Origin of the sequence: Rhodococcus sp. NPDC056516 (assembly GCF_042794655.1) — a bacterium.
Classification (GTDB): Bacteria; Actinomycetota; Actinomycetes; order Mycobacteriales; family Mycobacteriaceae; genus Rhodococcus_F.
Genome location: NZ_JBHTTG010000001.1, coordinates 407,777 through 426,656, shown reverse-complemented (window position 1 = coordinate 426,656; position 18,880 = coordinate 407,777). Strand labels below are relative to the sequence as shown.

Annotated in this window: 20 protein-coding genes; 11 read left to right on the top strand and 9 right to left on the bottom strand. The window is 61.7% G+C overall.

The features are described from left to right. Positions 1-44: 44 nt before the first annotated feature. Complete coding sequence (locus tag ACFQ6Y_RS01965; RefSeq protein ID WP_378628376.1) at positions 45-512, bottom strand: VOC family protein; 468 nt, start codon at positions 510-512, stop codon at positions 45-47. Between the two features lie 103 nt (positions 513-615). Between ACFQ6Y_RS01965 and ACFQ6Y_RS01960 the strand changes: the two genes are divergently transcribed. From ACFQ6Y_RS01960 to ACFQ6Y_RS01935, 6 genes are all read left to right on the top strand, one after another. Further along, positions 616-1,590, top strand: coding sequence for a helix-turn-helix transcriptional regulator (locus tag ACFQ6Y_RS01960; protein WP_378628374.1), 975 nt, complete (start codon positions 616-618; stop codon positions 1,588-1,590). A 122-nt stretch (positions 1,591-1,712) separates the two neighbouring features. Continuing rightward, positions 1,713-2,918 carry an MFS transporter gene (locus ACFQ6Y_RS01955; protein WP_378628372.1) on the top strand — a complete coding sequence of 402 codons (1,206 nt, stop codon included), beginning with the start codon at positions 1,713-1,715 and terminating at the stop codon, positions 2,916-2,918. Between the two features lie 102 nt (positions 2,919-3,020). Next, positions 3,021-3,689 carry a FadR/GntR family transcriptional regulator gene (locus tag ACFQ6Y_RS01950; protein WP_378628370.1) on the top strand — a complete coding sequence of 223 codons (669 nt, stop codon included), beginning with the start codon at positions 3,021-3,023 and terminating at the stop codon, positions 3,687-3,689. A 21-nt stretch (positions 3,690-3,710) separates the two neighbouring features. Further along, positions 3,711-4,142: a hypothetical protein gene (locus ACFQ6Y_RS01945; protein WP_378628367.1), complete on the top strand. Its 432-nt coding sequence runs from the start codon at positions 3,711-3,713 to the stop codon at positions 4,140-4,142. Between the two features lie 116 nt (positions 4,143-4,258). Beyond that, positions 4,259-5,668: a DUF222 domain-containing protein gene (locus ACFQ6Y_RS01940; RefSeq protein WP_378628365.1), complete on the top strand. Its 1,410-nt coding sequence runs from the start codon at positions 4,259-4,261 to the stop codon at positions 5,666-5,668. A 98-nt stretch (positions 5,669-5,766) separates the two neighbouring features. Next, a complete protein-coding gene (locus ACFQ6Y_RS01935; protein WP_378628362.1) occupies positions 5,767-6,315 on the top strand; it encodes a hypothetical protein in 549 nt (182 codons plus the stop codon). Between the two features lie 13 nt (positions 6,316-6,328). Here the strand turns inward: ACFQ6Y_RS01935 and ACFQ6Y_RS01930 are convergent, their stop codons facing one another. Continuing rightward, positions 6,329-7,213, bottom strand: coding sequence for a DUF4190 domain-containing protein (locus tag ACFQ6Y_RS01930; RefSeq protein WP_378628358.1), 885 nt, complete (start codon positions 7,211-7,213; stop codon positions 6,329-6,331). Between the two features lie 175 nt (positions 7,214-7,388). Here ACFQ6Y_RS01930 and ACFQ6Y_RS01925 point away from each other — a divergent pair, with 175 nt between their 5' ends. The 3 genes from ACFQ6Y_RS01925 to ACFQ6Y_RS01915 all read left to right on the top strand — a co-directional run bounded on the left by ACFQ6Y_RS01925 (position 7,389) and on the right by ACFQ6Y_RS01915 (position 10,217). Further along, positions 7,389-8,093 carry a TetR/AcrR family transcriptional regulator gene (locus ACFQ6Y_RS01925; RefSeq protein WP_378628354.1) on the top strand — a complete coding sequence of 235 codons (705 nt, stop codon included), beginning with the start codon at positions 7,389-7,391 and terminating at the stop codon, positions 8,091-8,093. Further along, positions 8,090-8,827, top strand: coding sequence for an SDR family oxidoreductase (locus ACFQ6Y_RS01920; RefSeq protein WP_378628351.1), 738 nt, complete (start codon positions 8,090-8,092; stop codon positions 8,825-8,827). Before ACFQ6Y_RS01925 ends, ACFQ6Y_RS01920 begins: the two co-directional genes overlap by 4 nt. 82 nt (positions 8,828-8,909) lie before the next feature. Then, complete coding sequence (locus ACFQ6Y_RS01915; protein WP_378628348.1) at positions 8,910-10,217, top strand: serine hydrolase domain-containing protein; 1,308 nt, start codon at positions 8,910-8,912, stop codon at positions 10,215-10,217. 19 nt (positions 10,218-10,236) lie between these two features. Here ACFQ6Y_RS01915 and ACFQ6Y_RS01910 read toward each other — a convergent pair whose 3' ends face one another. The 3 genes from ACFQ6Y_RS01910 to ACFQ6Y_RS01900 form a co-directional block, all read right to left on the bottom strand. Then, a complete protein-coding gene (locus tag ACFQ6Y_RS01910; RefSeq protein WP_378628345.1) occupies positions 10,237-11,073 on the bottom strand; it encodes a DUF1206 domain-containing protein in 837 nt (278 codons plus the stop codon). Positions 11,074-11,134: 61 nt separating this feature from the next. Next, positions 11,135-11,551, bottom strand: coding sequence for a hypothetical protein (locus ACFQ6Y_RS01905; protein WP_378447400.1), 417 nt, complete (start codon positions 11,549-11,551; stop codon positions 11,135-11,137). A 55-nt stretch (positions 11,552-11,606) separates the two neighbouring features. Beyond that, positions 11,607-12,578 (bottom strand): serine/threonine dehydratase, encoded by a 972-nt coding sequence (locus tag ACFQ6Y_RS01900; RefSeq protein ID WP_378628342.1) that lies wholly within the window; start codon positions 12,576-12,578, stop codon positions 11,607-11,609. 167 nt (positions 12,579-12,745) lie between these two features. On the opposite strand from ACFQ6Y_RS01900, the gene ACFQ6Y_RS01895 reads away from it, so the two are divergent. Together ACFQ6Y_RS01895 and ACFQ6Y_RS01890 are read left to right on the top strand one after the other, a co-directional pair. Continuing rightward, positions 12,746-13,384 carry an NAD(P)-dependent oxidoreductase gene (locus ACFQ6Y_RS01895; RefSeq protein WP_378628339.1) on the top strand — a complete coding sequence of 213 codons (639 nt, stop codon included), beginning with the start codon at positions 12,746-12,748 and terminating at the stop codon, positions 13,382-13,384. Between the two features lie 32 nt (positions 13,385-13,416). Next, positions 13,417-14,334 carry a nuclear transport factor 2 family protein gene (locus ACFQ6Y_RS01890; RefSeq protein WP_378628336.1) on the top strand — a complete coding sequence of 306 codons (918 nt, stop codon included), beginning with the start codon at positions 13,417-13,419 and terminating at the stop codon, positions 14,332-14,334. Between the two features lie 36 nt (positions 14,335-14,370). Here the strand turns inward: ACFQ6Y_RS01890 and ACFQ6Y_RS01885 are convergent, their stop codons facing one another. The 4 genes from ACFQ6Y_RS01885 to ACFQ6Y_RS01870 form a co-directional block, all read right to left on the bottom strand. After that, positions 14,371-15,537: an alkane 1-monooxygenase gene (locus ACFQ6Y_RS01885; RefSeq protein ID WP_378628332.1), complete on the bottom strand. Its 1,167-nt coding sequence runs from the start codon at positions 15,535-15,537 to the stop codon at positions 14,371-14,373. A gap of 419 nt (positions 15,538-15,956) precedes the next feature. After that, the gene (locus tag ACFQ6Y_RS01880) at positions 15,957-16,940 is read right to left on the bottom strand and encodes an ABC transporter substrate-binding protein (protein ID WP_378530940.1); all 984 of its coding nucleotides are present in this window, start codon (positions 16,938-16,940) and stop codon (positions 15,957-15,959) included. Between the two features lie 94 nt (positions 16,941-17,034). After that, complete coding sequence (locus ACFQ6Y_RS01875; protein ID WP_378628329.1) at positions 17,035-17,892, bottom strand: helix-turn-helix domain-containing protein; 858 nt, start codon at positions 17,890-17,892, stop codon at positions 17,035-17,037. Then, positions 17,889-18,833 (bottom strand): D-cysteine desulfhydrase family protein, encoded by a 945-nt coding sequence (locus ACFQ6Y_RS01870; protein WP_378628327.1) that lies wholly within the window; start codon positions 18,831-18,833, stop codon positions 17,889-17,891. The genes ACFQ6Y_RS01875 and ACFQ6Y_RS01870 overlap by 4 nt, the downstream gene beginning before the upstream one ends. Positions 18,834-18,880: the final 47 nt, after the last annotated feature.

Genomic DNA, 18,880 nt, shown 5'->3' with positions numbered 1-18,880 from the left:
CCGCTGGACACCTTTCGGTGCCAGCGGCTTTGTCGTCTGAATGATCAGGCTGGGTTTTCGCCGGCAGCGACGTCGAGGATCCACGTCACCCCGAACGCGTCGGTGAGCATGCCGAAACCGGGGCTCCACGCCGCCGCGGCAAGACCCTCGATGATGGATCCACCGACAGAGAGTTTGGCCCAGTAACTCTGCACCTCTTCGAGCGATTCACCGCGAACCGAGACGAAGAACGGTTGGTCGGTGATCGTGGCGCCGTTCTCGCGGTGCGTCGTGCCGGCATTGGCGGCCGAACCGCCCGACTGTCCTGGGATGTCGTACGCCATCACGCTGAAGCCATCCGCGGTTTCGACTTCGCCGAACACAATGTTCGCAGCGCCAGGCACATCCTTGGGCATGCCGAAGTCGCCGTAGGTAGCAATCGTGACCTGGCCGCCGAAGACGGACTGGTAGAACTCCAGAGCCTCGCGGGCGTCTCCGCGGAAGTTGAGGTGGGTCGTTGTCTTGATGCTCATGTCTGCTCCTGGTACGAACGTCGCCCGGGTTTTCCCTGACAACGTCGACTCTCACAGCCGTATAGGACTGTTTTCGTCCTAGACTCGTCGTAGTCTCGGCGGCATGGCGACCACCACTCGGCTCTTGAATCTGCTGTCCCTCTTGCAGACGAGGCGCGACTGGCCGGGCGCTCTACTCGCCGAGCGGCTCGACATCAGCCACCGCACGGTCCGCCGCGACATCGACCGGCTCCGGGAGATGGGTTACAGCATTGCGGCGACCATGGGCCCGGACGGCGGATACCGACTCGACGCCGGCAGCGAGCTACCACCCCTGCTGTTCGACGACGATCAGGTCATCGCCTTGGCAGTCGCTCTGCAGGCGGCGACGCTGACCGGCGTCGGCATCGAAGAGGACGCAGTGCGAGCGTTGACCACGGTGCGGCAAGTGATGCCGTCGCGCCTGCGCCATCGCCTCGACGCACTCACGTTCACCACGGTCCCGACCGATTCTGGCGGCATAGACCCTGTGTCGCCAGAAGTGCTCGTCGCGATTTCCGCAGCGGTACGCGCTCGCGAGGTGCTCCGCTTCGATTACTCGAACGACCACTCAACCGACAACAGCGAAATAACACCCCCACGCCGAGTGGAGCCACATCATCTGGTGACATCCAAGCGTCGCTGGTACCTCGTCGCGTGGGATCTCGAGCGAGACGACTGGCGAATCTTCCGCGCCGATCGCATCACCCCACGCACCCCGAACGGTCCCCGGTTCACGCCGAAGGAAATCCCCGGCGGCGACGTCAGCGAATACGTGTCCGCGCGCTTCAAAGGATCGGAACATATCAACAAATGGCCGTGCCACGGCAAGGTCGTTCTCCATCGACCAGCCAGTTATGTTCTTCCCTTTGTCGGGGACGGCATCGTCGAAGATCTTGGCCCTGAGCAGTGCAGCCTGGAAGCCGGATCATGGTCGTGGACGGCGCTGGCAGCCTCTTTCAACCGATTCGACACCGACATCGAAGTCGTCGGCCCGGCAGAACTGACCCACGCTTTCGCACAACTCGCCGCCCGCAATGCTGAGACTGCTGCGCGTTAGTCAATCGTCTCGAAAGAGATCCAGGTCTCCAACACAACCGTGCGCCCGCGGGATCGTGGTAACTTTCAAGTCCTCAGAGGACCTGAGGACTTGAAGACCTGAACGAAGGGATGCCCAAGGAGATGAAGAAGGGGCAAGTTGCATTTCTCACCGGCACACACGTCGTGAATGATCTGTACCAGGGGGCTGTGCCTGCGCTACTGCCATTCATGATGCTCGAACGCGGATATTCCTACTCCGCAGTCGCCGGAATCACGCTCGCCGCGACCGGCCTGTCCAGTGTCGTGCAACCCGCATTCGGCATGCTGGTCGATCGAAAGAGCCGAAACTGGCTGGTACCCACGGGTTTTGTGACGGCCGCAGCAGGAATTGTCGTGGCAGCGATGAGCACCACCTACATCGTCACTTGGCTGGCAATTGCCGTGGCAGGCATCGGCATCGCCGCATACCATCCGCCCGCCACAAATTTGGCACGCGCGGCTGGAGGTCATTCGCAGAAAGCCATGAGCGTGTTCTCCGTGGGCGGCACGTTGGGCGCCTCGCTGGCGCCACCGTTTGTCACGCTCGTCGTTGGCTCGCTCGGATTGTCCGGCGGCTACCTACTCGCAGTTCCTGCAGTGGTGGCGGCTATTTGGTGGATGGTCGCCCAGTCGCGATCGGTCAACACGGGTGAGGCCGAGTCAGCCCAGTCGCTGAGTGCGCAACTGGCAGCGAACGGTCCCGTGTCAGACGATTGGCGCTCGTTCACCCGACTCGTGCTGGTAACGGTCTGTTGGTCGATTCCGTACGTGACCACACTGTCGTTGGTCTCACCGTACGTGCTCAACGGACTGAACGGATCATCCTCGAGTGCTGCAATCGTGTTGTCCTCCTTCACATTGGCAGGAGCGGCCGGAACGCTACTGGGTGGAGTCCTCGCGGACCGTCGTGGTCGACGCGCATCCATCCGACTCGGCTACCTGCTTGCGGTACCTTCACTGGCACTGCTCGCTGCCGCCCCGCAGGTTGCGATTGCCGAACTGGGAATCGTCTGCCTCGGATTCGCGATGTTCCTGCCCTTCGCGCCACAGGTGACGTTGGCTCAGGACTACCTACCGAATCGCCCCGGCACAGCAAGTGGGGTGACGCTCGGACTCGCGATGTCCGTGGGAGGCATCGCATCTCCGCTGTTCGGCTACCTGGCAGATCACTTCGGACCGCGCATGGCGATCGGGGCGACAACTGCAGTGCTGTTGGTCGGAGCCGTCATCGCATTCACCTTGCGCGATCGACGCCTCGACCCGGAAGACGAGACGGAGCGCGAACTGGACGTCATCGCCCTTCGATAAACCAAGAGACTGCACCGTAGTCTGAAGATTCATCGGAGGACATGAAGTATCACTCGGTGGGCCGCTCCACTGCGGTTCACCGAGTCAGTCAGGAGCAGATACATGGCAGTGCGCCAGGTCAAGCAGCAGTCGTTGGTACAGAAAGCCGCGGACGAACTTGCGCGCCTCATCGGCGACGGCGAGTGGCCGGTCGGGACGAAAATCCCGAACGAGCAGGATCTGAGCACACTCCTCGGCGTCGGGCGTTCGACCGGCCGGGAAGCCGTGCGTGCACTGATTGCGTCGGGACAGCTCTACTCTCATCAAGGATCCGGCACCTACGTCATGTCCTCGACTCCGGTCACAGAACTCGAGCGAGAGCTCAAACGCTCGGACCGCCGCGAAGTCTACGAAGTGCGCAGACTGCTGGAGGTGGAAGCGGGCCGTCTGGCTGCCATGCGTCGGACCTCTGCCGACGTCGACCTGTTACGAGCAGCACTCGAAGCCCGTGAAAATGCCTCGACACCAACAGAATTCGTCGACACTGACATGGAACTACATCGCGCCGTGGTGAATGCAGCACACAACGGCGTGTTGTCGATGGTGTTCGACTCATTCATCGAAACGCTCCGAAACTCGGCCCTGGACGTGATCACCGACGTCACGGCACGAAACCCCCAATCCATCGACGACGAAGCCGCTGCCCACCGAGATCTGGTGGAAGCAATCGTCGCGGGTGATGCCGACGCTGCCAGCGCGGCAACGCGCAGGAACATGGACGGGCTCGACTGACCCTCTCTATCGTTGTCAGGCATGACGTCCACATCGCTCCCTCCACGGGGTCTCCGGATCGGTCTGTCCGCCATCGCGTGGCTAAACCTGCTCTCTGCGCTCGTAGGAATGGCGGGCCTGACGATCGGCGGCGGGATGGGCCTGCCTCCGGAGTGGATCGAGGGAACCGTCTTTCCTTCTTATTTCTGGCCCGGAATCCTCCTCGGCGTTGTCGTCGGAGGCATCCAAGCCGCCGCGCTCTTCGCTCAGCACAACAGGTTCCGCCTGACGTGGGGCCTGCACGCGGCCGCCGGCCTGACCATGATGATCTGGATCTTCGTCGAGATCGCCATCGTTCTCGCCTGGTCGCCGCTGCAAGGCATCTTCTTCACCACCGGACTCGTCCAGACGATCCTCGCCGTCCTTGCACTCGGCGCCTGGCCCCGCCCCTTCCTTCAACGAACCGAAAATTGACGGAATCTGCTCTCGAACAACAGAATCGCTACGGACGGGCCCACCTCACCTTCCCAAAAAAGCGCTTGACTCGAAAGTTTGTTCGAGTAAGATGAGGGGTGGAACGGGGGGTTCTCATGACGATCAACATCACCGACGACGCTGTCACTGGCAATGATGCTGTCGCCGACGTGGTCAACAGCTCCGCCGTGGGAGTGCGCGCACGATTGTGGCGGCTACACCCCACCGACGTCCGCGAGATCGCCATCGCTGCATCAGCGGAAATCCTTCGCCTGGAAGCCATTCGAGTAGCCGCCCTCGACACCTTGACGTTGAACCCAGACGAACAAGTGCTCTGCTACCGCGGCACCGGAGAATGGCTCGCACACCACACCATGCTGCAAATCCCCGCCGGCAGAAGAATCGCAGCCCTGGGAAAAGCCCTACGATCATTTCCCGAGATCGAGAACCAATTCGATGCCGGTGACCTCACTTTCGAACACGCAGCACTGATCGTGGCATTCTGCGAATCCCCACCCAAAGCAATGCCCGAAGCCGCACTACCGCACTGCCGCGACACACTCCTCGCCGCAGCATCCGGAACCGAAGCAACCACCGTCAAACTGCGCTACGCCATCAGCGTCCTCGAGCACATGTTCGAATCCGACGACCCACCACCAAGCGAAGACACCGACCGCAACGAACTCCGCATCTCCCCCACCCTCAACGGAAGAGTCGCCGTCCGAGGCGATTTCGACGGTGTAACCGGCGAAATGCTTCTCTCAGCCCTCTCCAGCCTCTCGATGCCCACCCCCGCCGAGGACGGCACACCCGACAAACGATCCGCCGCCACACGCAACGCCGACGCCATGGCAGAACTCATCCGGCGCTACCTCGACAACGCGGCCACCGGCATCGACGGCGGCCAACGCCCACACCTGAACGTGCACATCAACGCCAAAGATTTAGCGCTCCATCGTGAATGCGCCTCCACCACAGGCCACTCAACAGGTGATGCCTCGACACCCGACCTATCCGACGGTGCCGACCTCGACACCCTGGACCTTGGCATGCCGGATCTCGACAGGCCGGATCTTGGCATGCAAGATCTCGATGTCGGGCACATGCCCTGGATGGGACCGCTGAGCGTCGGCCGCACCCGCATGATCGCCTGCGACTGCATGCTCTCTAGCGTCCTCCTCGACGAGAACGGTGCCCCACTCGACGCCAGCCCACTGAAAAGGCTTGTCACCGCGGCGCAACGCACCGCACTGATCGCCCGAGACAAAGGGTGCGCCTTCCCCGGCTGCGACTGCGTCCCCGCCTGGACCGACGCGCACCACATCAAACACTGGGCCAAAGGCGGACCAACCGTCATGGACAACCTGGTCCTACTCTGCCGATCCCACCACACCCTGATGCACCGAAAACCCGGATTCACCGGGCAATGGGAAATCCGAATGGGCACCGATCACCTGCCCTGGTTCATCCCACCACCGGGCATCGACCCGGACCAGAAACCCCGCCGCTCCACCACACGACTCTGAACCCGGAGGTCACCGAGCAAACGCCTCGGTGACCCATTCCGGCGTGCTTCGATAGCCGAAAAGGCGGCGCGGCATTCGCTATTGCTAGCGTTGAGGGTGTGTTTGCACAGGGAACCAACGCGCTTACGGTAGACGGCCGACCGACGCTCGAGCATATCGATTTTGCCCTTATGGATTCCTATCGATTTCCCGACCGGCAGGGCTTCCCCGATTCTTATCGCGCATTCATCAGGCACGCAGGTTGGGCGCGGACCTTCGGACTCTGGCTCATCTATCCGCCCGTCCTTCCCGGATTTGCCGACGGCTGGCAAGCGCGCGCCCGCAACCTCACCGCTCATCTTCGGTCCGTCTACCGAGAAGGACGGGATGACGAGTTCGATTGGATGATCGAACCCGACGGCAATTGGTCACTCCCCGACGCGCTGCAGGTTTTCGGATGGAGCGAAAACGGTGACGCACTGCTGTGGGACACAGCATCCCGCGGCACCGACGGGGAGTTTCCGGTTTGGGAATCGCGCTCGTTCAACTCCCTCCACCGTCTCGGCGGGAGCTTCCACGAAGCCTTACCCTCCATTCGCACCCGGACTCTGGGTCTGTTCGAACCTCGCACCTTCGACATCGAGCCACTCCAGCCAACCGCGCTCTGATGCGCGACCCAAATTACCGATACGTCGCGGACACAGCCACCAATACGAAACCTATGATGACGACCAGCGACAGATAACCGAGGACGAGACCGGCCACTGCCAACCCGCGCCCACTTTCGCCGGATTGGCGAATTTGATTCAGCGACACGTGTCCCACTGGAATAGCAAAGACCCCACCGAAGATTCCAAGTACGAGTGCGGCGATGGCCAAGGCATTCGTTCCGACCGCCGGTCCCGCTGGATAGCGCACTTCAAGCTGATCTGCGAGTACCGGAATCCCGTCGGATGTGAAGCCCACTTGCGCAAAAACGGGTCGGCCATCGGCGGTGTAGCCGACCACCCCAGGAAGCGGCACCGCCGCCGCCTGCCTGACAGGCCCGAATGTCGAACGAAGGCTCCTCCCTAACAGCAGCGCCCCGACCATATACAGCAACAGTCCCGCCACTGATCCGGCTACCCAGGCTCCACGAAACGCCGGCCCGTCGACGTCGAGGATCCTCCCCGCCGCCCTTACCCCGGAACCTGCTGCACCGACCGCGATACTCAAATTCACCGCGCCGGGAACAACGGCAAGCAATGCAATGGCACCGATACCAAGCGACAATGCCGGGCCACCGCGGCGCCGCCACGCCAACGAACTCATCAGCGCTGCAAACAAAGTCACAGCGATGCCTAGAAGCCCAGCCATAAATCCGACAACGACTCCCGTCTCGAAGTCCCCACCTACATGACGAGCAACCCACTGTGCCCAGGCCCGCGCGAATGGCGGCCCGAGCGTCAGCGAGACAACGACCGTTGCAACCGCAACGCACGCCGCGACACTGACGACCCGCAGGATCCAACCCAGATGACCGGAATGCGAATTATTGGGCGCGACAGCAGTTTCCGAGTCGATCACCAGAATTCCTTCGTTCAGAGTGTGAGAACAGAACGGCTTTAGCCGTCGCTCCACACAGAACCGTCGCCGGACCGGCTCACTCATCTGATCAAGCCCTGGTCCCTGTGTCTGTAGTTCGTTCGCATGACCCAAACCTTGATAGCGTTGATTTCATATTTGTGTTAGCGTTGTTTACATGAGCTCGAAAGCAAAGATTCTGGCCGCAGCGACCGAGCTGCTCAACACCTCCCCCAACGGCGACATATCAACCCGCGCCGTGTGCGAGATGGCCGGCGTCGGCGCCCCCGCGCTCTACCGCCAGTTCGGCGACAAGGACGGACTGCTCGCAGCCGTCGTCGAGGCAGGTTTCTTCGAATATCTCGAAGGCAAACGCGCTGCGACACCTTCCGATGACCCCGTTGCCGATCTACGGGCCGGCTGGGATGCACATACAGCCTTCGCGCTCGCGCATCCCGCTCACTACCGGCTGATGCACTCACCCTCCGCCCAGAGCGCAGACACTGCATTGCAGGCTCAGGCGCTACTTCGATCGGTTCTCGAACGATGTGCTGCCGCAGGCGTTCTGACCGTATCGGTCGACGTGGCTACGCAGATGGTGATGTCCGCCAATGCGGGCGTCGCGCTGATGCTCGTCGTAAGGCCGGAACAGTACCCTGATCCGACGCTGTCACAGCGAGTTCGCGACGGAATCTTCGCGTCCATCATCGACGAACCCGGCGCCCACCCGGAAACCTCACTCAACAGAGTTGCATCCACTCTCGACGCCCAACTGGCCGCCGCAGATTCAACTTCCCTCTCCGCCAACGAAGTCGGCCTTCTGCGAGAGTGGCTCCGCAAGCTGTCCGATGCAACCGAAACCAGTTCAGGAGTTACATCATGACTGACACCACTACCCGCGTCGCCATCGTCACCGGAGCTTCCGGCGGCATCGGGCGAGCGACCGCAGAGAAGCTCGCCGTCGACGGAATGGCTGTCGCCGTGCACTATTCAGGAAACCGTCAACGCGCCCAGGAAACAGTCGACACCATCGTCGCAGCGGGCGGTCGCGCCATCGCGGTGCATGCCGACGTCGCCGACGAAGGTGAAGTCGCCACACTGTTCGATACGGTAGAGAAGGAGTTCGGAGGCATCGACGTCGTCGTTCACGCAGCCGGAATCATGATCCTCTCCACCGTTGCCGAACTGAACTTCGACGATTTCGATCGGATGCATCGGACCAACGTCCGAGGAACCTTCGTGGTCGACCAGCAGGCAGCCAGACGTGTCCGGCGCGGCGGTGCGATCATCAATTTCTCTACTTCGGTGAAAAAGCTGGCATTCCCGACCTATGCCGCGTACGCCGCCACCAAAGGTGCTGTCGACGCGATCACCCTCGTTCTCGCGAAAGAGCTACGCGGACGTGACATCACGGTCAACGCGGTAGCCCCTGGTCCCACAGCCACCGATCTGTTCTTGGACGGGAAAGACGAAGCTACAGTGGAGAATCTGTCCAAGCTGGCTCCCCTGGAGCGGCTCGGCACACCGGTGGATATCGCGGAGGCTGTGGCGTTCCTCGCCGGCCCAGCTCGTTGGGTCAACGGCCAGGTCATCTACGTCAACGGCGGCGTGATCTAGCGACACTGTCCCCTAAGGACCACACCTTGCCAATTCCGACAAAACAGTCAAACCAGTCGACTTTGGTTGTAATGTGCAAACAATGGAAAACCAGGATCGAGGGTCCGCCCGGACGTCACGACGACAGTTCATCAGCGTTGCAGGGCTGGCGGCAACCGCCGTCATAACCTTCGCGACCTCGTCGACCGCCGGCGCCGCCGGCCCCACGGCACCCAATCCAGGTTCACGGATCGGCGATCCTGCAGAAGCCCAAGCGGTACAGCGCGTCGCAGAGACACTGTTGAACAGTGGAGTTCCCGGTCTTGCCTTCGCCATCGTCAAACCGGATGAGAAGAACCGCAAGGCTGGTGTCACGACGACGTACCACTACGGATATGCCGACGTCGAAAACGGCGTGAGAGTCACTCCGCGAACGCAATTCGAGATCGCCTCGGAGACCAAGACCTTCACCGCTGCACTACTTGCGAAACTGATCGCTCGGGGAGAAGTCGGATTGGACGACCTGGCGAGCAAGTATTCGGATGGCAACCCGCTGCCGAAAGGCAGCGGTGGTGAGGAGATCACGCTTCGCCAACTGGTCACCCACCGCTCCGGTCTCAGCGACGACCCACCCAATCTTTCGGCAGGGTGTGCCGATCCCACACAATCGTGCACGGACGAGAAGGCGAAGTACACCAGAAATATGCTCTGGGACGGACTCCAAGACGCCGGCGCCTTGGAGTTCTCCCCCGGTAGCCACTGGATATACTCGGACTTCGGGTTCGGACTGCTCGGCACACTCATGGCAGACAAAATCATTCCGGGACAGGCAAAGCCGCCTTTCGCGGCGGCAGTCGCCCGCGAAATCACCGACCCGCTCGGGATGATGGGTACCGTGATCGAGTCCAAGGCAACCGACCTGGCCGTTCCGTACTACCTCGACGGCACAAGAGCGCCTCTGTGGAACAACACGGGTGCGATCGCAGGCGGGGGTGGCCTGGTCAGCACCGCTGAGGACATGTCGATCTGGGCCGCAACAACTCTCGGCTACGGCAATAACCCGCTCAAACAGGTACTGACCTCGACGCTCGATCAGATCGCCACCCAGGCTCCGGAGAATCCGGCCTTCGGAATGGGAATGGCGTGGCAGCTCCAACCCCCGACGCCGAACTTCCCACAACGGTTCGCCAAGAAGAACGGTGGCAGCACGGGATCCAACTGCATCACCCTGTTGGTCCCCGACAGTGGCTGGTCGATCACGATTCTGGCGAACGGTGGAAACGCGGCGATGATCGACCCTGCAGCAGAGAACCTGATGCATGATCTGGTTCCGAGACGACCGCTATTCGGTAGCTCGACCGGAAGTTCGTCGGGCAGCGACGTCGGCTTCCAGACCGGATCATTCGGATAGGCCCACTTACCTACGGGCGCTACATCTTCGTCGAGCGCGCCATCACGAAGCAGTAGAGCCCGTATGTGATGATGCCCAATCCGGCAAGGATCAGCAGGGCGACTCCGTACGGTTGCGCACCCAGCGTCTTGAACGCTCCGTCGAGGCCGGAGGCCTTTCCTGGTTCGGAGTTGTTGACCGCGAGCAGAACCAGAATGCCGACCGCGGCAATGGCCAAGCCCTTGGCGACGTACCCGACGGTTCCGAGTCGGCGCACGAAGGCGCTGGGTGTGCCTTTCAGATCATCCAGGAAGTTCTGACTCGCGCCCTTGTACACGTGGTAAAGACCAACAGCGATGATGACGATCCCGCCGAGCACCAATGCGATAGTTCCAAGCGTGTTCTCCATCAGACGTGCCGTGATTCCCGCACTCTGACCACTGCTCGACTTACCGCTACCGCGCGCGAATCCGAATGCAGTGAACGCAAAACCGAAATAGACGAGCGAGATGCCCAAAGCTTTGGCGCGATCGAAGAACTCCTTCTTCTTGTCGTCCGAGGACGGCGACGACGAGCTTCCCAGCGCCGCCTCGGCCAATCTCCACAACGCCATGGCAAGGAAGGCGACGACGCCGAACCACAGGGCGAAGACGCCCCCTGGCTTTCCTGCCAACTCGGCCATCGCACCCGATTGGTCCGCAGACCCGGATCCACCGAGAGCAACGCGGATCGCGATATATCCGATCAGCAGGTGAACGACACCGCTGACGATGAATCCGGCACGGGCAAAGCGCTCGAAGACGTTGTTCTGCGCGACGTCAGCGGCCGTCGACGCGACGCTTTTCTGGTTCTGCGGTGACGATTCTTTGTTCATCATGATCGACGAACCATATACGGACCGACGCTTCCCTCGAACGCGTGCATGAAAGGTTTCGAGGTCAAGGGTTGCGAGGGTTCTGATCCGGCGCCGATCGCGGTTCTTCGGGGTTGGGGACCTTCGGGTTGGGAACCTTCGGGTCGATCGTGTCTGCGTGATCTCTTTGCTGGTTCAGTTCCTCGCGAGAACTCGTCGCCTCTTTCCGGTGCTGCGCTGCATGGTGTTGCAGCGCAGACGCTTCCGCCGCTTTGGCGTCCGCCTCCGCTTTCACCATGCGCGCCTTGGCTGCTGTCTCTTCTGCCCGCGCCTCGCGCTCGCCGACTTGCAGCGACTTGTCTGCGACGTCTTCGCGGATCTGTTCTGCCTCGATGTGTCGACGCTCGTCACGTCTGTTTCGCGCCACCCACAGGAGTGCGGCCACGATCGCTATCACCACGACCACGGCAACAATTATCCAGATAATGCTGCTGGTACTCATATTGCGGAGGTACCCACCTGGGATTTTCTCACACACGCCCAACAGACCGCAGAAATTACAGGTCGGTCGGATGCGTATTGGCGCCGCATAAAACCACGCACAGTTCACCGCCGGACGGCTGCGTAACCGTCCCGTTCAGAACCGGAACCAATGCTGCTGCGGTTCCCAACTCCACCAGAATCCGGAACTCCCGCCACAGGAATGCCCGAGCCTGCCGGATCGAATCATCTTCGACCACAACACTGTCTACCGAACTCTCGTGCAGTGTCGCCCAGGCAATGGCGCCAATGCGTGTGGCCCCCAATGAATCCCCCGCGATGCTGTTCACTTCGATGTCGACCGGGCGACCCGCATCGAGCGAGGTATGCAAGGTGGCGGCTCCGGTCGGCTCGACGGCTACTACTTGATCTTCGGGACGTGCCGCCGCGGCGATTCCAGAGACCAAACCACCACCGCCGACTGCAATGCAATACGTGATCGGTCCGGACGCCTCGTCTTCGATCTCGAGAGCGATGGTGCCGGCCCCACTGACGATGTCGGGCAGGTCGTAGGCGTGCAGTTCGAGCGCGCCGCTCGCGCGTGCGATCTCCGCCGCAGCGGCAGCAGCGAGTGCGTAGCGATCGCCTACCTTGTGAACGGTGGCGCCCAACTCCCCGAGCGCCTTCACCTTTGCGTCGGGCGCGGTCTCCGGCACCACCACTGTGCATGTGAGTCCTCGTCGCCGCGCCGCCCACGCGGCTCCGATCGCAGCATTGCCACCGGACGCGATCACCACGCCGGCATCGGGCATGGTGCCGTTGGCTACAGCTCGTTCCACTGCATTGAGACTGCCGCGCACTTTGAAGGAACCGCCGTGCTGGAGGTACTCGAGCTTGAACAGAACCGGTACCTCGCCGTGTGGCGTCGGCACCGCAGTTCGAAAGATCGGGGTATGCCGCGCCACCCCTGCGATACGAGTCCGTGCGGCTTCGACGTCCGAGCGCTCGATTGCCAGCGGACCTGCGTTGTTGTCGGCGGTGAGAGTCATGCACCAACCCTACGGTTCGCGACGCCGACACGAAGCAGTCGGTCCACCGTCATCAAGATGTCTGTTTTTCACCAAATACTGCCCGCATCTGACCGAGACATCGGCCTTCTAGGTGAATAAATTTACTACTACAAGCACAACGACGACATCAAGGAAAGGCACACGCCATGTCGAAGATCGCAGTATTCGGTGGAAACGGTTTTGCAGGAAGTGCAATCGCGAAGGAAGCCACTTCACGCGGCCACGAGGTGACCGTCGTCGCCCGCAGTGCGCAGTCCGGAACCGAGGCGAATGTCGTACAGGGTTCCGTTCACGACAACACGATCGTGGAGCAGGTCACGGCGGACAACGACGTCGTTGTCGTAGCCATCCCCGCCCGCGAGATCGACGGCAAGCGCCTGCTCGACGCCGTCACTCCCCTCGCAGATGCCGCCGCACGCAACGGTGCTCGCATTGCCGTAGTCGGTGGCGCCGGCAGCTTGTTGGTCTCCGAGGGCGGGCCACGCGTAGTCGACACCCCCGACTTCCCGGATGCATACAAGGGTGAGGCGCTCGCTCACGCCGAGGTCCTCGATGCGCTCCGCGCGACTGACAGCAATGTCGACTGGTTCTATGTGAGCCCGGCCGCAGCGTTCGGCGCCCACGCCGGCGTCGCTCCGAAGGGATCCTTCCAGGTGGGTGGCGACGTTCTCCTGACGGACGCCGAAGGCAATTCCGCTATCGCGGGCGAAGATTACGCACACGCTTTTGTCGACGAGATCGAGACTCCGGCTCACCGTCGCCAGCGTTTCACCGTCGCACACTGAGCATGGGCAACCTCCGCAGGCGCGCAGCCTGGATGACTATCCCCGCTGCCGCCGCCCTCCTGCTCACCGCATGCTCCAACGACACGGAATCCGCAACCCCCAGCAGTTCTACGACGTCCGCAAATGTTGTTGCCGGACAAGGCGATCAACTCGAATCCAACAAGACCATCGTCACGGATTTCTACGAACTGGCGTTCAACGGCCGTCAGGTTCAGCAGGCTGCCGACCGGTACATCGGCGACGTCTACATCCAGCACAACCCCACCGCCGCCGACGGGGCAGCCGGATTTGTCAGCGGCATAGGCGGTTACGTCGAGGCCACACCCGGGTTGCATGCCGAGATCACTCGCGTTTTCGCCGAGGGCGATCTTGTTGCCCTCCAGTCTCACACCACTTCTGCACCCGGTGACCGCGGCCAGGCCGTGTTCGACATCTTCCGCGTCGACAACGGCAAGATCGTCGAACACTGGGATGCCATACAAGACGTGCCGGAAACGTCCGCGAATCCGAACACGATGTTCGACGGGCCCACCTCTTCGCCGCTCAAGACGTCAGAAGTATTGGAGCGCAACACTGCCAACGCCCTGACATTCCTGCAGCTCGCCTTCAACGAGGGCAAAGCCGCCGAGGCTGCCGACCAGCTGGTCGGCCCGACCTACACGCAGCACAACCCCTCGTTCGCAGACGGTAAGGACGCGTTTGTCACGGCACTGGCCGGGATCGAACCTGTTACCGGAGACAAGGCCACCAAGTTTCCGCGAACGGTAGCCGAGGGAGACTTCGTCTTCGTCCAGACCTTCGCTTCGTCCGGTGAAGGAACGGCCGGCAGCGGCTCGATGGATATCTTCCGCTTCGACGAGAACGGCAAGATCGTCGAGCATTGGGACGCCGTCCAGGACTACCCGTCGACGACTGCAAGCGGCAACACCGTGTGGGACGACGGTCGCTGAGACGACAACTCCGAACAGTTCAGAGAGGGCTGCGGATCAGCCGACGTTGATTCGTTCTGTGTCGCCATCGTAGTAGTCCAACAATCTCTGATCCATCACCCGGCGCCACAGCGGTGGAATCCACGCGATCACGATCATTACCGCATAACCGGCCGGAAGTTGCGGGGCTTCGGCTGCGCTGCGCAAGCTTTGGTACCGCAGCTTCGGGTTGGCGTGGTGGTCGCTGTGTCGCTGCAACTGATAGAGGAACAGATTGCTCACCACGTGATCGCTGTTCCAACTGTCAGCCGGGCTGCAGCGCACATACGAGCCGTCGGCACGCTTGCCACGCAGCAGACCGTAATGCTCGAGGTAGTTCGCGGCTTCGAGGAAGGTGAATCCGGCGACTGCCTGCAGCAGAAGCCAGGGTGCTACCTCCCAACCGAAGATGCCGATCAGCGTCGCGAAGAGGACAACACTCATCGCCCAGGCGTTGAGGACGTTGTTTTCGAAACTCCAGGTTCGCTTGCCTTTCCGCTGGAGTCGAGCGCTCTCGATACGCCAGGCAGAACGCAGGCCGCCGACCACACTTCGTGGCAAGAACCTCCAAAAGCTCTCACCGAACCGCGAGCTGGCCGGGTCCTGCGGAGTAGCTACACGCACATGGTGGCCGAAGTTGTGTTCGACGTAGAAGTGCCCGTACAGGGACTGTGCAAGCGCCACTTTCGCGAGCCACTGCTCGACCTTCTCGCTCTTGTGGCCAAGTTCGTGTGCTGCGTTGATACCCACGCCGGCGACGACGCCCACCGTGAACGACATCGCGATCTTCTCCGCGATTCCCATCGGAGCGTTGATCCAGCACCAGCAGGCAAAGACCAGACCGGCATATTGCAAGGGGAGGAACGCGTAAGTGCACCAGCGGTAGTAGCGGTCCTTCTGCAGTCCGGGGATCGCATCGTCCGGCGGACTCTCGCCGTCTTCACCGGCCAGCATGTCGATGATCGGGATGACAATGACCAGCAACCACGCGCCAGTCGCCCAGAACAATCCGAGACGCAGGTTGTCGACGAGAAACCAGGAGATGAACGGGCTGAGCGGGATGAGCAATCCGAGCGGCCACAGGTACCTCTTGCGATCGCGCCAGCGCGGCTTTTCGGCGGACGACGAGACTGTGTTCTGGACAGCGTTCGGTTCGGTGCGCCGTGCGTCGGAAGTCGCTGTCATTCGCCGATCTCGCCTTTCGTCCCCTCGAACGGTTCGCCCCACGCACCGTTCACGCTCAGCAAACCAGAACTAATGTCCGGACGGGTATGGTCCCGAAATCCAGAGCGCCCTGCACGAAACATGGCGAGAGCACGCGCATTCAATGAAAACTCCCCGCACATCACTGTTCACCCCGACAGTGGATACGGACAAAATACCCCATCGATCTGCGGGGATGGCGACCACCTCCGCGCGTCGCCGAGGATCGGAGATCCCTGCCAAGGCAAGGTCGAACCGCGTCGCCCTCGTAGAAGTAACGGTAACCAGCAGTGACAGAAATCATAAGCAGAGGACAGGATTTCCGCTCGTAGTGGCGACCAAAAAGACTGCGCGCCCTCAACTGGTCAGTTGCGGGCGCGCAGTCAAAAGGTAAGCAAGCGTCAGAGCCTTGCGAACACCTTCGTTGTCACTTCGTTCAGCCAACCGTTCGCGGTCACGAAGTCGGTGACGCTCGACTGCAATCCGAAAACATGCCCGGCCTGCGCCGCCGGCAGCCTTGTGAAGAGGTTGTCGTCGAGGACCGCCTGAACCGCCGCACTGGTCGATCCGTCCGCATTCAGCGGATACAGCACGACCGTCACTCCGTTCATGATGTCGGCCAGCTGCTCCATCGGATACGACTCGTATCCGGCGTCGGTGTAATTGGTCGGTACACCAGGCCCGTACGCCAACCCGAGTTCGTTGACGACCAAATTGCCGATCGCACCGGTGGGTTGCTGGACCGAGAATGTGCCGGGGGCGTCTCCGAGTGAGATGTGAATCCACTTGTTGTTCGCGATCACGTCGGCGTACTCGCCGCGGACACGTTCGAGATTCTCTTCGTAGGCAGTCCGCGTCGACTCGAGCACGTCGGTCTTACCAATTGCCTCAGCGAGCTCGGCGGTGATCGTTTTCCAGTCGCCTCGGCTCTCTCCCTTGACGATGACGGTGGGTGCAATGCCGGACAGACGGTCGAACGCCGCTTGGTCCACCTCGTCGGCGTCGCCGACAATGACGTCGGGATCTGCCGCAGCGATCGCTTCGAAGTTCATTTCCCCGAAAGGCCCGATGGTCGGGAGCCCGTCGACGAAGGCCTGTTGCTCCGGCGTGAATTCACTGATCCACTTGCCGTAGTCCTGCACAGCAGCTGGTTTCACTCCGAGGGACATGAGCTGCCAGGGAGTGTCGTACGACGCGGCGACGACGCGCTCGGGTGAAACCGGAACCTCGATGTCCCCGTACGCCGACGCGACGGTCCGGACGTCCGTCTGCTCGGAATCGGCCGACGACGAGGAACAGCCGGTCATCACCATCGCACCGACGACGGCCGCTGCCGCCGCTGCGATGACTCTGGAACCGACAGAAAATGATCGAATTGCGCGCACGCAGAACTCCTACAGGGTGATTGTTTAGCCAACCCTAAGTTGATTCTGCGGCGCTACACAAGTCCGATCGAGGCCCCTTGAGTCGCTGTTCGGACTAGTCCTGTAGCCAATCGGTCATTGGCGCGCACGGATGATCGATCAGGCTTGCAAACTCGCCCGGAGTCACGCCCATCGTTCGACGGAATGCCGCGCCGAACGCGCTTTCGGAACGAAAACCTGTCTTCCGCGCCACAAACGAGATGCTTCGACCGAGCGCCAGAAGTTGCATCGCGTGATGAGCCCGCAGCCGCATACGCCATTCCGAGAAGGTCAATCCGGTCTCGGCCGGAAACCTTCGGGTGAGAGTCCTCGTACTGACCTTCGCGTCGGTGGCCCACTCCTCGACCGATCGGGTGTCGGCCGGGCTGGCAACCAACTGATCTGCGATCTTCCGAAGCCACGGCGTCGTCGGCAGCGGTACATCGAAAATCAGTCGCGGAACGGGTTCGACGAGGTCGACGGCAAACGCCTCGGCTCGCCGACGCTCCGCATCCGTCAAGTCGTCTCGGGTGAGGTGATCGAGTACCTGTTCGAGCAGCGGCGGGGTGGACAAGGCCACCACACGATCCAACCCCGTCACGTCGGATGCCACCAACCACGTGCACGACAATTCGGTACCGCTGCGCGCTGTCACCTCGTGGGGAACAAAAGACGGGATCCACAGACTGACCCCGCTGGGCACCGTGTACACAGTCTCCGGAGTACGGACCTCGAGAACACCGTCGATCGCCCACAGCAATTCGTGATCGCTGTGGCGGTGCATCTCCCAGGTGTAGTCGGAGTCGACGGCCAGCCGATTGGTCGCCAACCGCAGGTACCCGTCGGCACTGACGCGCAGCGGTCGAACGACGCGTTGCCACTCGGACAGTTCGTCGAGCGGACTGCTGAGCGGGTAGTCGATCTGCTCGCTCACCGCAGCGTCGACAGTTCGGGATGTCCGAACAGGCCAGGTAACCCACCGGTGTGCAGGAAGACCGTTTTCGATCCCGTCGTGATGGCTTTGTCCTCCGCGAGTTGGATCAATCCCGCAAAGGCTCGGCCGGTGTACGTCGGGTCGAGGAAGATGCCCTCCGTACGCGCCAAGTATCGGATCGCGCCGGCTGACGCTTCCGTGAGCGTCGAATAGCCTTGGCCAACTTGGTTTCGCAGGATCTGAAGTTCCTCGGCGCGCACGGTCGGACCAGGCATCTCGTCCAATAACCCAGCGACAGTCGACACCGGGTCGGCAACGGCCCCGACATCGACGCCGACAACTCTGTCGACGCCGAGATGCGCGACAAGGCCGGCCATCGTTCCGCCCGATCCGAGTGCAACGACGACGCGATCGACGCCGAAGAGTTGCTGCTCGATCTCGCGTGCGCAGTCCACGTATCCCTGCGCGGCCACCGCGCTGGTACCACCGAAGGGAATGACAAAAGGAACACCGCCCGAGTCACCGACAGCCTCCGCCGCGGCGTCGACCGCGGATGCCGTGTCCCCACCTGCCCAGACGATCTCAGCGCCTGCGAGTGCATCCAGAATGAGATTGCCCTGCACGGATTCCGGCTCGGCACCACCGAGTACCAGGACACAACGCAATCCCAACCGAGCTGCTGCCGAAGCAGTCAACCGAGCGTGATTGCTTTGCGGTGCACCGGTAGTGATCAGTGTCGTCGCGCCGACGGCCAAAGCCTGAGCGCAGGTGTACTGCAATTTTCTGATCTTGTTGCCGCCGCCGCCCAGGCCGGTGACGTCGTCACGTTTGATCCACAGATCTTCCGGCCCCAATCCGAGTGCCTGCGCGCAACGCGCCAAAGGTTCGACGGGCGTCGGCCAACTGCCCAAGCTGATCGGTTGTACGGCGGAACTGAACATTTGACGAGTCTAGTTCGACGGTCCATCTACAGTCTGGTCTCGCTTAC

Coding starts and splice junctions, on each gene's coding strand:
- ACFQ6Y_RS01965 (WP_378628376.1), bottom strand. CDS start 512: ATGAGCATCAAGACAACGACCCACCTCAACTTCCGCGGAGACGCCCGC.
- ACFQ6Y_RS01960 (WP_378628374.1), top strand. CDS start 616: ATGGCGACCACCACTCGGCTCTTGAATCTGCTGTCCCTCTTGCAGACG.
- ACFQ6Y_RS01955 (WP_378628372.1), top strand. CDS start 1,713: ATGAAGAAGGGGCAAGTTGCATTTCTCACCGGCACACACGTCGTGAAT.
- ACFQ6Y_RS01950 (WP_378628370.1), top strand. CDS start 3,021: ATGGCAGTGCGCCAGGTCAAGCAGCAGTCGTTGGTACAGAAAGCCGCG.
- ACFQ6Y_RS01945 (WP_378628367.1), top strand. CDS start 3,711: ATGACGTCCACATCGCTCCCTCCACGGGGTCTCCGGATCGGTCTGTCC.
- ACFQ6Y_RS01940 (WP_378628365.1), top strand. CDS start 4,259: ATGACGATCAACATCACCGACGACGCTGTCACTGGCAATGATGCTGTC.
- ACFQ6Y_RS01925 (WP_378628354.1), top strand. CDS start 7,389: ATGAGCTCGAAAGCAAAGATTCTGGCCGCAGCGACCGAGCTGCTCAAC.
- ACFQ6Y_RS01920 (WP_378628351.1), top strand. CDS start 8,090: ATGACTGACACCACTACCCGCGTCGCCATCGTCACCGGAGCTTCCGGC.
- ACFQ6Y_RS01915 (WP_378628348.1), top strand. CDS start 8,910: ATGGAAAACCAGGATCGAGGGTCCGCCCGGACGTCACGACGACAGTTC.
- ACFQ6Y_RS01910 (WP_378628345.1), bottom strand. CDS start 11,073: ATGATGAACAAAGAATCGTCACCGCAGAACCAGAAAAGCGTCGCGTCG.
- ACFQ6Y_RS01905 (WP_378447400.1), bottom strand. CDS start 11,551: ATGAGTACCAGCAGCATTATCTGGATAATTGTTGCCGTGGTCGTGGTG.
- ACFQ6Y_RS01900 (WP_378628342.1), bottom strand. CDS start 12,578: ATGACTCTCACCGCCGACAACAACGCAGGTCCGCTGGCAATCGAGCGC.
- ACFQ6Y_RS01895 (WP_378628339.1), top strand. CDS start 12,746: ATGTCGAAGATCGCAGTATTCGGTGGAAACGGTTTTGCAGGAAGTGCA.
- ACFQ6Y_RS01890 (WP_378628336.1), top strand. CDS start 13,417: ATGACTATCCCCGCTGCCGCCGCCCTCCTGCTCACCGCATGCTCCAAC.
- ACFQ6Y_RS01885 (WP_378628332.1), bottom strand. CDS start 15,537: ATGACAGCGACTTCCGACGCACGGCGCACCGAACCGAACGCTGTCCAG.
- ACFQ6Y_RS01870 (WP_378628327.1), bottom strand. CDS start 18,833: ATGTTCAGTTCCGCCGTACAACCGATCAGCTTGGGCAGTTGGCCGACG.